Origin of the sequence: Picosynechococcus sp. PCC 7003 (assembly GCF_001693255.1) — a bacterium.
In the GTDB taxonomy this organism is placed as follows: domain Bacteria; phylum Cyanobacteriota; class Cyanobacteriia; order Cyanobacteriales; family MRBY01; genus MRBY01.
The window spans coordinates 153027-168075 of record NZ_CP016474.1 but is presented as its reverse complement, the minus strand read 5'-3'; the positions used below and the strand labels follow the sequence as shown (position 1 = coordinate 168075).

13 protein-coding genes are annotated in these 15049 nt (G+C 48.7%); 7 read left to right on the top strand and 6 right to left on the bottom strand.

Translation table 11 applies throughout. The features are described from left to right. Positions 1-71: 71 nt before the first annotated feature. Positions 72-224, bottom strand: coding sequence for a hypothetical protein (locus AWQ21_RS16115; RefSeq protein WP_157094680.1), 153 nt, complete (start codon positions 222-224; stop codon positions 72-74). A 24-nt stretch (positions 225-248) separates the two neighbouring features. Here AWQ21_RS16115 and AWQ21_RS00800 point away from each other — a divergent pair, with 24 nt between their 5' ends. The 3 genes from AWQ21_RS00800 to psbA all read left to right on the top strand — a co-directional run bounded on the left by AWQ21_RS00800 (position 249) and on the right by psbA (position 4853). Beyond that, positions 249-1301 carry a fatty acid desaturase gene (locus tag AWQ21_RS00800; protein WP_065712902.1) on the top strand — a complete coding sequence of 351 codons (1053 nt, stop codon included), beginning with the start codon at positions 249-251 and terminating at the stop codon, positions 1299-1301. A 145-nt stretch (positions 1302-1446) separates the two neighbouring features. Continuing rightward, a complete protein-coding gene (locus tag AWQ21_RS00795) occupies positions 1447-3600 on the top strand; it encodes a transglycosylase SLT domain-containing protein (RefSeq protein ID WP_065712901.1) in 2154 nt (717 codons plus the stop codon). Between the two features lie 170 nt (positions 3601-3770). After that, positions 3771-4853 (top strand): photosystem II q(b) protein, encoded by a 1083-nt coding sequence (psbA, locus tag AWQ21_RS00790; RefSeq protein ID WP_012307032.1) that lies wholly within the window; start codon positions 3771-3773, stop codon positions 4851-4853. A 197-nt stretch (positions 4854-5050) separates the two neighbouring features. Here psbA and AWQ21_RS00785 read toward each other — a convergent pair whose 3' ends face one another. The 5 genes from AWQ21_RS00785 to AWQ21_RS00765 all read right to left on the bottom strand — a co-directional run bounded on the left by AWQ21_RS00785 (position 5051) and on the right by AWQ21_RS00765 (position 7941). Then, positions 5051-5899, bottom strand: coding sequence for a hypothetical protein (locus AWQ21_RS00785; RefSeq protein WP_065712900.1), 849 nt, complete (start codon positions 5897-5899; stop codon positions 5051-5053). Positions 5900-5960: 61 nt separating this feature from the next. Then, entirely contained in the window at positions 5961-6389 is a 429-nt protein-coding gene (gene dut, locus AWQ21_RS00780) for a dUTP diphosphatase (protein WP_065712899.1), read from the bottom strand. Positions 6390-6395: 6 nt separating this feature from the next. Further along, positions 6396-7064, bottom strand: a complete 669-nt coding sequence (locus AWQ21_RS00775; RefSeq protein ID WP_065712898.1) for an energy-coupling factor ABC transporter ATP-binding protein — start codon at positions 7062-7064, stop codon at positions 6396-6398. 109 nt (positions 7065-7173) lie between these two features. Further along, entirely contained in the window at positions 7174-7446 is a 273-nt protein-coding gene (locus AWQ21_RS00770; RefSeq protein ID WP_065712897.1) for a hypothetical protein, read from the bottom strand. Between the two features lie 51 nt (positions 7447-7497). Beyond that, positions 7498-7941 (bottom strand): SRPBCC family protein, encoded by a 444-nt coding sequence (locus AWQ21_RS00765; RefSeq protein ID WP_065712896.1) that lies wholly within the window; start codon positions 7939-7941, stop codon positions 7498-7500. A 223-nt stretch (positions 7942-8164) separates the two neighbouring features. Between AWQ21_RS00765 and AWQ21_RS00760 the strand changes: the two genes are divergently transcribed. The 4 genes from AWQ21_RS00760 (at position 8165) to AWQ21_RS00745 (ending at position 14802) form a co-directional block, all read left to right on the top strand. Further along, a complete protein-coding gene (locus tag AWQ21_RS00760; RefSeq protein ID WP_065712895.1) occupies positions 8165-9745 on the top strand; it encodes a mechanosensitive ion channel in 1581 nt (526 codons plus the stop codon). 278 nt (positions 9746-10023) lie between these two features. Next, on the top strand, positions 10024-11772 hold the full coding sequence (locus tag AWQ21_RS00755) for a bifunctional UDP-sugar hydrolase/5'-nucleotidase (RefSeq protein ID WP_232315014.1): 1749 nt from the start codon (positions 10024-10026) through the stop codon (positions 11770-11772). A 375-nt stretch (positions 11773-12147) separates the two neighbouring features. Then, positions 12148-13167: a hypothetical protein gene (locus AWQ21_RS00750; protein ID WP_198159670.1), complete on the top strand. Its 1020-nt coding sequence runs from the start codon at positions 12148-12150 to the stop codon at positions 13165-13167. 234 nt (positions 13168-13401) lie between these two features. After that, the gene (locus AWQ21_RS00745) at positions 13402-14802 is read left to right on the top strand and encodes a glycosyltransferase family 4 protein (protein ID WP_083997937.1); all 1401 of its coding nucleotides are present in this window, start codon (positions 13402-13404) and stop codon (positions 14800-14802) included. Positions 14803-15049 lie beyond the last annotated feature (247 nt).

The window sequence follows — 15049 nt, the reverse complement described above, 5'->3', positions numbered from 1 at the left end:
CATAAGGCGATTGCCTAAGCCTGATTGATTTGGCTACTTCCGTTTCTCTTCAGTAGCCGCGCTATCCTTCCCTACCCTAAAGAGAGATAGGGACTGCCGCGCCCAAGTTCAAGAAGTTTTGGGGCGATCGCCAGGGCCAGACAATGGGAAAAATTAAACGAAATTAAGGAATTTTGCGGTGATTTCCCCTGCATCCCGACAAAAGGCAGTAAAATCGTAAACATTTGTTAACCTCTTTTTGAAACTGAATGCAAAGCACAGTCCGCTCCCCAGGGAGTCGCGAGTCTCTACGGCAGGATCTGCCCTTCACCCTGAAGGATGTGAAAGCAGCCATCCCAGACTACTGTTTTCAGCCTTCTGTCTTCCGTTCCCTCGCTTATTTCTTTCTTGATATTGGGATCATTGCCGGTCTCTATGCGATCGCCGCTTATTTAGATTCTTGGTTTTTCTATCCCATCTTTTGGTTTGCCCAGGGCACGATGTTTTGGGCTTTATTTGTGGTCGGCCATGATTGCGGCCACGGCTCTTTTTCTAAATCCAAATGGCTCAATAACTTAATCGGCCATTTGAGCCACACGCCGATTTTGGTGCCCTTCCATGGTTGGCGCATTTCCCACCGCACCCACCACTCCAATACGGGCAACATTGATACCGATGAGAGTTGGTACCCGATCCCAGAGTCGAAATATGACCAAATGGGTTTCGCTGAAAAGCTTGTCCGTTTCTATGCGCCCCTGATTGCCTATCCAATTTATTTGTTTAAGCGATCGCCGGGTCGGGGGCCTGGTTCCCATTTTTCGCCAAAAAGCCCTTTGTTTAAGCCTGCCGAGCGCAACGATATCATCGTCAGCACCGCCGCGATTATCGCCATGGTCGGTTTTCTCGCGTGGTTTACAGTGCAGTTCGGGCTTCTTGCCTTTGTGAAATTCTATTTCGTGCCCTACGTCATCTTTGTAGTTTGGCTCGATTTAGTGACTTATCTGCACCATACCGAAGCGGATATTCCCTGGTATCGGGGTGATGACTGGTACTACCTCAAGGGCGCCCTCTCCACCATTGACCGGGATTATGGCATTTTCAACGAAATTCACCATAATATTGGCACCCACGTCGCCCACCACATTTTCCATACCATTCCCCACTACTATCTCAAGGATGCGACGGAAGCGATCAAGCCTCTCCTGGGCGATTATTACCGGGTGAGCCATGCTCCCATTTGGCGCAGTTTCTTTAGATCCCAAAAGGCCTGCCATTACATCGCCGATCAAGGGTCTAACCTCTACTATCAGCCGAAAAAGTAGCGGTATTATTACTGTCACAATCTCTCTTTTTTGCCCTAATTTCCCCTGGAAGTTAGGTTTTTTTTGCGGCGATCGCCTGGGTAAAGCACCGGATTTTTGAGAGATCGCCTATGATCAAGACCGTTGAATTAATGACGGCACCACCATGAAGCGGGTTCGGGTCAAGTACAGTTCGCCAACCTTTTGGATTGGCCTTGGTTTAACGGGGGTTTTGGGTCTGGGGGCAATCGCCGCCCGGCAGCAGATCCCGTTGTTATCCCAGAATGCCAGCCAAGTGGAATCCTCTGAAGCAAGCGATTCTGAGGTGTTGACCCTGGTAGAACAAACACCAGAGGAACGTCGGGAACAGCTTGAGGCGATCGCCAACGGGAAGAAAAAGAGTCTTGACCGCAGTCGCGCCCGTTACTTGTTAGGGATGGATTATCTCGTCGAACAGGATGGTGCCGCTGCCCTAGCCGCCTTCGAGAACCTAGAGCAGGACTATCCCGTACTCACGCCCCATATTTTGATCAAACGGGGGCGTGCCTATGAATTAGTCAACAATCCTGAACAGGCCCAGGTAATTTGGTTTGATGTGGTGCAAAATTACCCGGAGGATGGTGCCGCCGCCGAAGCCCTTTTTCGCCTCAGTGCCTACGATGGGAAGTATGCCGACCAGGCGATCGCCGAATATCCCGCCCACCCGCGCACCCAAAGCTTAATTCAACAGCGTCTTGCCGATAACCCCAAGCAACGGGATCTGTTGGAACTACGCCTCAAATATGACGCCGATGCCCCGGATATTGCCGCAGTCCGTCAAGCTTTAATCGATAATTTTGCCGAGCAGTTATCCCCAGAAACCTGGCAGGCGATCGCCGATAGCTTTTGGGATCAATGGCAGTATGCCGACGCCGCCACCGCCTACCAAAAAGCACCCCGAACGCCCCAGAATTTGTACCGCCTCGCCCGCAGCTTCCAGGTCAGTGACCAACCGGAGCAAGCCCGACCTGCCTACGAAGCTTTGATCAAAACTTTCCCCGATGCCCCAGAAACGGGCCTTGGTTTACGTCGTCTCGCAACTTTAGTCAATGACACTACGGCGCTAACTTATTTAGATCAAGCCACCCAAAAATTTCCAGAGGAAGCCCCCGACGCTCTTTTTGCCAAGGCCAACCTTTTAGAAAAGTTGGGGAGTAACAGTTCCGCCAGCCAAACCCGCGAAAAAGCCCTCAGTTCCTATAAAGACGGAGCCGCCACCACAGAATATCGCTGGCAACAGGCCGAACGTTATGCCGCAGAAGAAAATTACACCAAGGCCATTGAATGGGCCAAGGCGATCGCCTCCCTGACCCCCGACCATTCCCTCACCCCTGAATCTATTTTTTGGACGGGAAAATGGCAACAACAACTCGGTGAAACCCAAGCGGCGAAACAAGCCTATCAACAAGTCCTCCGCGACTACCCCGAATCCTACTATGCTTGGCGATCGGCAGTGCAACTTGGTTGGGATGTGGGAGATTTTAACTCTGTGCGCAGCCTCCAACCAGTATTAGATATTCCCGAAACTCGCCCTGTCCCCCCGGCAGGTTCCGAAACGTTTCAGGAGCTTTATCGCCTCGGCCAGGATTTTGACGCTTGGAATACCCTCCAACTCGAACTCGCGAGTAAAACAGATCTTACTGTCCCCGAAACCTTTACCCAGGGTTTGTTGAAACTTGCCCAAGGTCGCTATCTCCAGGGGATCAATACCATTTGGAATCTCAGCCAACGGGATAACCCCGGCGATCGCCAAGCTTGGTTAGCACTCCGGGAAAACGAAACCTATTGGCACTCCCTTTTCCCGTTCCCCTATGCAGAGCCGATCCAGCGTTGGGCCGCCGAAAATGACCTCAATCCCCTATTGGTCGTTTCTTTAATGCGCCAAGAATCTCGCTTTGAGAAAAATATTGAATCCCCGGTGGGAGCAAAGGGGTTAATGCAGGTGATGCCCAGTACCGCCGAATGGATTGCCCAGCAGACCGATAGTGGCACCTATGATCTCAGTGACCCAGAAAGCAATATTCAGCTCGGTACCTGGTATCTGCGCTATACCCACCGGGAATATGATGACAATTCTATGTTGGCGATCGCCAGTTACAATGCTGGCCCCGGCAACGTGGCCCAATGGCTACAACGTTACGGCCTCGATGACCCCGACACCTTTATCGAACAGATTCCGTTCAATGAAACGAAAAACTACGTCGAATCTGTCTTTGCGAATTATTGGAACTACGAACGCCTTTACAATCCTGAGCTAAACCGAAAACTCCAAACTCTCTAAGTCCCCTTTTTATCCGGCTTTCACTTTGCCAACACCACAGTAAATGTAAAAAATATCTGAGAATACTTTACAAAACTTTATTTCTCTGTTAGTATGGACACATACATAAAAAAACCAGTTCTAAATTGCTTTAGAACGCACCTTGATAATCTCATAGCAATCATAAACACATGACTACTACACTACAACAGCGCGGCAGCGCTTCCTTGTGGGAGAAGTTCTGTCAGTGGATCACCAGCACCGAGAACCGCATCTATGTCGGTTGGTTCGGCGTCCTGATGATTCCTACCCTTCTCACTGCAACCACCTGCTTCATCATTGCGTTCATCGCTGCTCCTCCCGTTGACATCGACGGTATCCGTGAGCCCGTAGCAGGTTCTCTCCTTTACGGTAACAACATCGTCTCTGGCGCAGTTGTACCTTCTTCTAACGCAATTGGTCTCCACTTCTATCCCATCTGGGAAGCAGCTTCCCTCGATGAGTGGTTGTACAACGGTGGCCCTTACCAGTTGGTAATTTTCCACTTCCTCATTGGCGTATTCTGCTACATGGGTCGTGAGTGGGAACTTTCTTACCGCCTCGGTATGCGTCCCTGGATCTGTGTTGCATTCTCTGCTCCCGTAGCAGCAGCAACTGCAGTATTCCTCATCTACCCCATCGGTCAAGGTTCCTTCTCTGATGGTATGCCTTTGGGTATCTCTGGTACGTTCAACTTCATGATCGTATTCCAGGCAGAGCACAACATCCTGATGCACCCCTTCCACATGCTTGGTGTGGCTGGTGTATTCGGTGGTTCTTTGTTCTCCGCAATGCACGGTTCTCTCGTAACCTCTTCTTTGGTACGTGAGACTACTGAAACCGAATCTCAAAACTACGGTTACAAGTTCGGTCAAGAGGAAGAAACCTACAACATCGTTGCAGCTCACGGCTACTTCGGTCGTTTGATCTTCCAATATGCATCTTTCAACAACTCTCGTTCCTTGCACTTCTTCTTGGGTGCATGGCCTGTAGTAGGTATCTGGTTCACTGCCCTTGGTGTATCTACCATGGCATTCAACCTGAACGGTTTCAACTTCAACCAGTCCATCCTTGATTCTCAAGGTCGTGTAATCAACACCTGGGCTGACATTCTGAACCGTGCCAACCTCGGTTTTGAAGTAATGCACGAGCGTAATGCTCACAACTTCCCCTTAGACTTAGCAGCTGGCGAGCAAGCTCCTGTAGCACTGCAAGCACCTGCAATCAACGGTTAATACCGGATTGAGTCTTAGGGCTTAGTTGAAAAAAAGATGATTGCTTTGACAGTAAAACTGAATAAGTAATGATTGGCGAAGGCCCCTACCAGAGATGGTGGGGGTTTTTGCTTGCTTTTTTTTGGGCGATTTCCGGGAATTCTTTTCTGTCGGTAGCGTGAAGACAAAAAATAAAAAAAATCTGCTTGGTTAAAGCATTAACAGCTAGTTTGATTTTTGAGCCATTCGTAATCTTGATCTTGGCTTTTTTGATTTTTTTTGGGTGAAATTAAGACTTGATAACCCGGTGTTTTTTTGCACTTTTGATAATAAAGGCGCATCAAATTGATATGGGGCACCCGGCATTCTGTCCATTTGTTGTCGGTGGCGCGGACTTTTTTGGCGGCGTAGGCTTGGCCTTCGAGGATATCTTTCAGAGCTTTGATGAGGGCGGCGAGGTTTTCAGGCTGGTCTACTAATACATTCAGAGAATCCCGCAAGAGGGTGATTTCTGGCAGTAGAGTACTCACGAGGATTTGTATTTGCTCGGCGTTGAGGCGATCGCCTTGGGTCGGTTGTCGAGAGGATGACTGCTGTTGGAGATTAAATAAATCAACCCTTTGCTGTTCTAAGTTAACGGCGTACTCTTGCAATTGGGCTTTCAGTTGGCTGATTTCTGCTTCTTTGTGATGCAAGACATCCTGTTGTGATTTTTCTAAGGATTCAAGAATTTCGTCAATGTCGCGGTTATTTTCACGGAGTTTTTTTTGGCTAGCGAGGCTTAATTCTTTTTCCCGTTGTAGTTTTTGTTCGAGGCGTTCCTTGGCTTGGGTTTGGCTGGCAATACGTTGTTCGAGATCGGCGATCGCCTGGTGAAAATCTTGGGCCTGATTCGCTATTTCTAAACTGTAATTTTCCGCCTGGAGCTGGAGTTGGGATTCGTAGGCTTCCTGTTGGGTGGCAAAGTTTTTTTTGAGTTTTAAGATCTCTTGCTTTTGGAAGGTGCGCATCGTAAAAAACAGGCCGATGCCCCCTAACCCTAAGCCCCAAAAAAAAGAAAAGTCCATAGCCACGGATGTTGCCTACTGTAGTTACCTTTCTTCCAATTTAGCGTAAGGCACTTGGGATTTAGGTGCCCGTAGAGCCGAACCCGCCCGTACCTCGACTCGTACTACTGACTTTGTCGACCACTGTAATATCCAAATGCATCACTGGCACCATCACCATTTGGGCAATGCGCATCCCGGCTTTAACCTCAAAGACCGTATCGCTGTGGTTGATTAAAATCACGCCGATTTCACCGCGATAGTTGGCGTCGATGGTGCCAGGGCTGTTGAGGACAGTGACGCTTTGTTTGAGGGCTAGGCCACTGCGGGGGCGGATCTGGAGTTCTGTGCCAATGGGAATCTCCGCCGCGAGACCTGTTTTGATCAGGGCCGTTTTGTGGGGGGCGATCGCCACGGGTTCGATGGCATGGAGATCAACGCCAGAATCCCCATCGTGTTGATATTTGGGAATAATTGCGTTGGGATGGAGCTTGAGGAGGCGGAGGTGCATAGAAAGCTAGACGGTGGTGGTTTGTAAACGATGTTTGAGGATTTGGGGATCACCTTGGTCAACGACTCGGCCATTTTCCAAAAGGAAAGCCCCATCACAAAAGTCTAATTCATCGAGGCGATGGGTCACCCAAAGGGCCGTCATCCCCCGGCTTTTTACTAAATGTTGTACCTGTTTGACGAGATCAAGCTGGGTATCGCCATCCAAAAGGGCCGTGGGTTCATCGAGGAGGAGGACTTCACAATGTCTGGCGATCGCCCCGGCAATGGCGACCCGTTGTTTTTGGCCACCACTGAGGGCATAGATCGGCCGACGCGCTAAATTACTGAGACCCACTGCGCCCAAGGCTTCGGCCACCCGTTGTTGAATGATGGGGGTCGGTAAGCGTTCGGAAACCAAGCCAAAGGCCACATCCGCCCCCACGGTGGGCATGACCAATTGGTGGTCGGGGTTTTGGAAGACAAAGCCGACGGGCTGGATCAATTCAACGGTACCCGAATCGGCCGTCAAGAGTCCCGCCAAAATGCGTAGTAGGGTCGATTTTCCACTGCCATTGGTGCCCAAGAGCATCCAAAATTCCCCCTGGGGGACGGCTAAATTGCAGTGACTGAGGATTTTTTTGTCCGGTTGCCAACTAAAATTCAGGTTTTCGACGGCTATGGCAGGACTAGACATGGCTTTGGGAGGGGTCACTTGGGGCCACAATCACAACGACACAGTAAGTAAACATAACAAAAAAGAGGGGAGCGATCGCCCCCCGTGGGTTTGAGGCCAGAGACCTTGGTTATTCGGCAGCTTGGGTGGCAAAAAAGCCTGGTACCCGTCCGCCGGCAGCCGCACCACTTTTCTTGTTGAGGACAACGGCACTGATTTGATCACTGAGGAGGGCAATTTTTTTATCCTCATCCTTTTCGCAGGTGAGTTCGAGGAGGGTGGCGTGGTCTCCTTTCATGGCCTCGAGGACAGATTGATACAGCGCTTGGGCAGCATCTGCCTCTTTCCGTTGGATAGAAACGGGGATCGGGCTATATTTGAGGGTCAAATCCAGACTATACATGCAGGTTTACGGGTTATTTTTCCTGTTATTTATCTTAAACGGTTTGGGAGATCACGGTTGGGCGGCTTCGGCGATCGCCTTGATCCGGCGCAGTTGGGCTTGCATGTCTTTCTGCGTCCAGCGGGCGGCAAAGGTTTTAAACCCCCAACGTACCAAAGGATTGGGAATGTCAAACTGAAAGCGGTTCACTAACTGGGTTCCTGTGGCATTGGGGATACATTCCCAACGGTCTCGTCCCCGGAAAAATCCGGTAAATTGCCAGACAATTAAACCCGGTTCCCGTTCCACGACACGATTATTCAACACCAGGTTAACCAAGGGAATTTTTAACCAAAAGCGACTTTGACTTTCGAGGGCTGTACTCCAGCGATCGCCCAGGGGTTCACACTGTAGGAGGGGATTTAGCCAGCGGTGCATGGTTTCTAGATCCGTAAAACACTGCTCGACACAGGTGGCGCTGGCTCGCACTTGAATTGATTGTTCAAAAATTTCCATCAAAATTCCGTCTAAAGGTGGATTTTCCCAAAGTTATGAAAAGAAATATAGCGAATTTGTCTATTTGACGGGTGAAAAATTTAGGGGATCTCTGTAGGGTATTAAGAGGCAAATGCTTGCCACAAATTAGCGCAAAAACGCCCATTATGGCCGTGATTAGCGATGTTGTTATTTAATTTACTTCTGAAAAATGTCACCTTTAATCCATACCCTGGGGCCTCCCATGGTAGATTCCTATCCTGTTTTAGCACTCCAACTGCCGGAGTCTCTACAAACCCTCGTTGGGGAAGATGTCGCCAATATTATTAAAGCGATCGCCATCTTAATCATCGGTTGGATCGTGGCCCTAGTGGTCAAAGCGATCGTCAAAGGGCTCCTGAATAAAACCGAAGTTGATAATAAAATTGCCGCTTGGATCACCGGTCAAGACGGTAAAAGTGATCTGCCCATTGAAATTTGGGCCGCAAATATCGTCTACTGGTTTGTCATCCTCTTTACGGTGGTGGCTGTTTTAGAAACCCTCCAGCTTGATGGGGTTTACACGCCACTGAATGAACTACTCAGTCAAGTGACAAACTTCTTGCCCCAACTGTTTGCGGCAGGTCTGTGGTTAGGGGTCGCTTGGTTGGTGGCCACCATTGCCAAATTAATTGTCGTCAAAGGCCTCAATACCTTTCGACTTGATGAGCGCCTCAATCCCGCTAGCCTCGAAGCTGAGACCGAGGAGACAGAAGCTGCTCCGCAATCCCAGACCACCAATATCAGTGAAACCATCGGCAATGCGCTGTATTGGTTCATTTTCTTCTTTTTCCTCACACCGATCCTCGAAACCCTGGGTCTAGAAAATACCCTTGCGCCCCTCCGGGATTTGGTAGACGAGGTGCTACTCATCCTGCCGGATCTCTTTGCAGCGGCCCTAATTGGGGTTGTGGGTTGGTTCATTGCCCAGGTGGTACGCCGTTTGGTGACCAATCTCCTGAAGGCAACGGGCGTGGATCAGATTGGCGAAAAATTTGGTCTATCTAGTAGTGCTGGGCGACAGTCTTTGTCTTGGGTACTCGGTACTGTTGCTTATATTTTGATCTTGATCCCTGTGGCGATTTCTGCCCTAGAGGTGGCCCAAATTGAGGCGATTTCTCTCCCGGCGATCGCCATGTTGGATCAAGTATTGATGCTCTTGCCCAAGCTTCTCGCGGCGGCGATTATTCTCACCTTTGCCTATGTAGTGGGTGAATATGTGTCTGAGTTTGTGAGTAATGTGCTGACGGGTTTTGGCTTTGATAATGTCTTAACTTGGCTCGGCCTCGATGGGATGGTCAGTGCTGCCCCTAGGGAAGGCGAAGGCGAAACCACGAAACCAGGTAAAACCCCTTCCCAGGTAATGGGGACAATTTCCCTGGTGGTCATTATGTTGGTGGCGGCTCTTACTGCCGTTGATGTACTGCAAATTGAGGCTCTTACCAGCGTTGTAGGCGTCATTTTAGCGATCGCCGGACAGGTATTAGTCGCACTCCTAATCTTTGCGTTGGGTTTGTATTTCTCCAACATTTCCTACAAAGCTCTGGCTGCATCTGGTTCTAGGCAATCGAAGATCCTCGGTCAAGCGGCGCGGATCATTATCCTCGTCCTCGTTGGGGCGATGGCCCTGGAACAAATGGGCATTGCGACCAATATTGTCAATCTTGCCTTTGGGTTGCTCGTCGGTGGAATCGCCGTGGCGATCGCCATTGCCTTTGGTCTCGGTGGTAAAGATATCGCCGCAGAACAGGTCAGAAATTGGCTTGATTCGATGAAAGACGACTAAATGCCCTTAAAAACTTAATCAATTTGGACATGGTTGCGGCCATGTCTTTTTTTTCGGTCACTTTGGCAGAACTTTACAGCCCACTAACGGAACCTTAACGCGTCGATTAAGCAACTGTGCCACGCTTCCCTTAGAACTAAATTTCGTCATTTTGGCGATCGCCTCTCCCTGTGCCGTCATATTTTTTGGGAAGTCCTGTGAACAGTCAGCCAAACCTTCCAGTCCCAAAGCCTGCTGCCCGATCCGAACCTGCGTTTGTCCCGAATCCGTTGCGTTTGGTGGCGGCTCCCTATCTTGCCAAAAATCAACGGCGATCGCGCTTTTTATGGATCGGCGATGCGACCCAACCCGTCACCGAAATTGAGATTACGCCGAATCTTTCCAGTCGCTACCAAATTCCCCGTGCCGCCGACCTGCCCGTGGTGACCCCCTTTCGGTTAAAAATTTTGCATTTTAATGATCTGCATGGACGGATCGCCCACCTTGCCCCAGAGGGAAATATTCCCGTTTTTTCGCGCCTTGTGTTCCGTTATCACCAGCAACAACGCAAGTATGCCGATAATCCCCAGGCGGGGGTGTTACTGCTTTCGGCGGGGGATGACATGGTGGGAACGCCTTTTGATGCACTGGTTTCCGAAGGCAACCACCCCTACGATCTCTACCAAGCCTTGGGGGTCGATGCCGCCGCTCTAGGGAACCATGATCTCGATTTGGGAACCCATGCCCTCGCCAAAATGATTCAGCGGTCGGGGGCGTTTCCGGTGTTGTCAGCTAATCTGATGCCACCAGCCCAGTTAAAAAAGTGTGTTTATCCGGCGGCATTACTAGATGTAAAAGGGGTGCGGGTCGGCATAATCGGGCTAACCACCTCGGCACAAATGAAGGGTTCCGATGCGCGGAATTTAACCTTTGTCGATCCGGTGCGGGTTGTTAAAAATTTGCTGCCTGTGCTGCGTCCCTATTGCCATGTGCTGATTGTCCTCAGTCATCTGGGCTATGATTTGCACTCGACCAGTGCCACCGTCGAAGGTTATGGCGATCGCCAACTGGCGGCACAGTTACCCCGTGGCGCAGTGGATCTGATTATCGGCGGCCATACCCACCACATTTTGAATGAAACCTGTCTGGATCAAGGCAATATTGTTAACGGCATTCCCATTGTGCAGGCGGGAACCTTGGGGCGGTTTTTGGGGGAAGTGACCATTACCCTCAGGGATCAGCAGCAACCAGCCACCGTCACCAATGCCAAACTGTCTGTAACGGCGGATCTCCCTGTGGATCAAGCCTTTGAACAAATCCAAATTACGCCCATTGTTGCGTCGCTGCATCAGAAATTAAATCAGCCCTTGGGCATTGTTGCGAATCATCCCGATTTGGAAACCGATGCCGTTTTAAATGATTTCGCCAGCCATGAATCTGCCTTTGCCAATTTCATTACCGCAGGGATGGTGGCTCAGGCAAGAAAAAAAGGTTATGCCGTGGATTTTGCCCTGACCGATGCGGCGGTGGTACGGACGGGACTGCCAACGGACAATTTAGTCTATGGTGATTGGTTTGCGGTGATGCCCCATGCCGATACGTTGCGGTTGTTTCAACTCACCGGGGAACAGCTCTGGGCTTTGTTGCAGGACAATGCACGGCGGGCAAATCGCTGCGGGGAACCCCACCTAGAACGGGGTTTTGTGCAGTTTAGCGGACAAATTCGTTACCAGATTCGGCTCGGTGAAAATCGGGCGGCGGCACGGGCAACGGAGATTTTTGTGCAGGGCATCCCGTTAAAAGAGCAACTGGCGCAAACTTTTACTTTTGTCACTCATAGTTTTATTCGCCAAGCGGCTTGCCACTGGGAACGGCAATTTCAACAACAATATCCGGCGATCGCCCTGTTTGATCTCGACCAACAACCGAGCAAAGATACGGAGATTCTGTTGCGAGAGGCGTTGATTAGTCACATCAAAATCGATGGCGGTGTAACGAAAGCAGGCGGAGTGGTGCGGGATGGACGATTACAGATTGATGATATTTAATAACTCTTGGCATACATCAAGATTGGCTCAATAACAGGCAATATTTTCTCTTTCTCTTATCTCTTTTTGTGAACTTTTATAACCCGCTTTAAAATCACAGATAACATGATAAAAGAACATAATTAGGTCGAGAAAATGCGCACCCTGAAGTTGCTATTGTTTGCCTGTCAAATCATTGTTTTCGGAACATTTCTGCAGAGTGTAGCACATGCTGGGGACTCAACCTTTAACAGAAGTGTGCTCGACCTCTTGTCGAATTCAAGCCCTAATAGGAGGTGGTCAGATCGTTCTACAACTTATACTACGGAAATTCAGGGCTTCTACGACCGGTTCAACGATCAGCGGGGATGGAGTGATCATGTTCAAGGCATCACTATGACCGGCGATCGCCGGATTGTGATCAGCCATTCACTAGAGAATAGAGGTGAAAACGGTCAAGCTTGTGGAACGATCTCCTATTCGACGCCATGGTCTGAAGGCATGGATGCTAAAAATCTTACCTGGAAGACCGAATGTATCTTTAATAATTACCACCCCAGTGTTTTGCAAGCCCATGGGAATTATATCGTTGCTACAGATAACGACGATAAAAAAGGGATAGGCAATATTAGCGTATACAATTTAGCCAATAATCAATTAAGAGAGTTACCAGGTCTCCGCATCGAAAAAAAGACTAATTCGGTAGGGATTACAGAGTTTGGTGATCATGGTATTTTTCTCGTTCGCTCAGATGTCGCTGAATATGCACCTTCGCAATTGGAAATTTACCGCGCTGAGCGTGAAATATATTCATCTCCTGGTCAAGAGAATCTTGATCCATGGGTGCCACGGTCTTTCAAATCAGTAAAGTGTGATGACTTAGATCAACCAGGTTGTAAATGGCGACTAATTAAGACTTTTGATGATGTTTGGTCATCGTCGTCTGGTATGAGCTTGATCCAGCAAACTGATCGATTGGTTTTAGCGAGTATGTTTAACCGAGGAGAAATCGATTATATTGTTCTGCATGAAATTATTTTAGATAATAACGTTACAAGTATCCCGACCATTCGTCTAGTAACTGACACTGTAACTACACGCGATCCGAGAAACCAAGATAGAGATCCGCGAGGCCGACCAGGCGTAATTAGTAGAAGCACTTATCAACGCCCTGAAATTGTGGAAGTGGACATCTTTGATTTTAGAGCTTCAGATGTTTTTCCGAGGGATGCGAGAACAGGCATAAATCTAGGACGAACCCAATTTGAATCTTTTTTAATGCGACCAAGTTGTCGATTCGGTTGTAGCCTACAAGTCATTGATGGAGATCTTTACTACATAGCAGCAGCACGAAATATATCTGTGGTACTTGGCAGCCGCGACTGGTTCGAGTTTTCCGTACATAAGGTTCCGTAAAGCGATGATCTCCCAATCGGAAAACGAGAATACCTTAGATAATTTTAGCGCTGCTAAATCGACACCAAACGGATTTACTTAGTATGGGTTTGTATCTTCTAGGTCACGTGAGGATCAAGATACAGAGCTCAGCAATGCAGTGAAGCTATTTCCTAGTGAAACCTTAAACTAAACTTCACCTGGTTCCCGTTAAATGAGTAGTGTTTTTTTGCCGTCGCGTTTGGGTTGCCACCGATGAAAATTGTCATGTTCTCCATTAATCCTCTGTTCCGTGACCATGTGACCGGAGGCGCACCGAAACAAATTAAAAATATCTCGGTGTATCTGGGGGAAATGGGGCATGAGGTGGTGATTCTCTCGACCCGTTGCGCTGATAGTTGCGTTGAATTTCGCTGGCATGAAAAGGTGCTGGTCAAACCGATTTTGCGGTTCCATCAACCCTTTCCGCAGCCCTACGCCATCCCTGCCTATGACATTGCGAACATGATGCAGGATGTAGCAGCACACCTCGACGGGGCAGATCGCTTCTATATGCACGATGGGGAATTTCTGTTTCCCTATGCCTACCAGCACATTCCGACGGTGGTAGCCCTGCGGGATAACGTCTATCCAGAAACGATTTTAGGGGGATTTCTCTTTCAGGGCGATCGCCTGATTGCGGTGTCGGAATATTCGCGGCGATTTTATGCGGAGACAATGGGGCGATTTTTACCGGAATTAAATGAGCGGTTATTGGTGGTTTCAACGGGTATTGATTGGGATATTTTTAAACCTACCATGCCCCAAGAAATTTTAGAAATTGTGTCAGTTGATCCAGCAAAAGATGCGATTGTCATTCATCCCCACCGCCCCGAACCCACGAAGGGTTTACCTCAGGCGATCGCCGTCGCGGATTTACTGGTTCATAAATACGGTATTAGCAATTTAAAAGTATTAGTGCCCCGTTGGTTAGAGGTGGGTATTTCGCCGGAAGTAGCCGCTTTTTATCAAGAGATGGAAACGGAGATTAAAACCCGCAATTTAACGCAACATTTCATTTTTCATGAATGGATTCCCCAGTCTTTAATGCCACAATATTACAGCTTAGGTGCGGTCACGTTAGGCTTAGGCAATTTCGTTGAATCCTTTGGTAATTCCCCCTATGAATCCTTAGGTTGTGGTACGCCCGCGATTGTGTCCCGTGTGTCTACCCATCGGGAATTATTGCCGGATCATTTAATTGATAAAGTTCATTTTGGCGATGCCGAAACCGCTGCGGCGATCGCCCATCAAATTATTACGGAAAAACGCAAACCTTCCCCCGAAACCCTCGCCTATCTCCACGAAAATTATGGCGTACAAAGTCAACTCGAAGGCTATGCCCAAGCAATTTTAAATGCGAAATGTCGTGAACCCCTCACCTATCGTTATACGCCGATCACGGAGGAAAGCTGCTACCGTTTACCGTCGTGGTGTTACCTCTGGGAAGGGGGGATTTACCATGATTTTCTCGCCAAACACCAAACGATTCCTGCCCTACAATCATTGCTCAATCAATATCCTGAGGGCTTTACCCAACAAGCGGCGATCGCCGAAAATATTACCCTTGAACAGCTTGAAAACTGGTATCGGGACGGTTATCTGATTGTCCAATAGTCCAGGCTTGAGGCGCTCCTAATACTGAAAATTTCAATAAAACTAAAAAGATAATTTATGCATTTCAAGATGGAGAAATTTCATCGCAATTTGATGTCAGTTAAATCTGCCTAGTAATGCTTTTAGGCTGAGACTGAATTGACAGTTACTATCAATTACCACAAGATTTAAAGGCGTTATTTCTACATCATGAAACTGTCGTTTTAATTTAGATGAAAAAAATATTTCTTTTCCCTTCATAAACCAA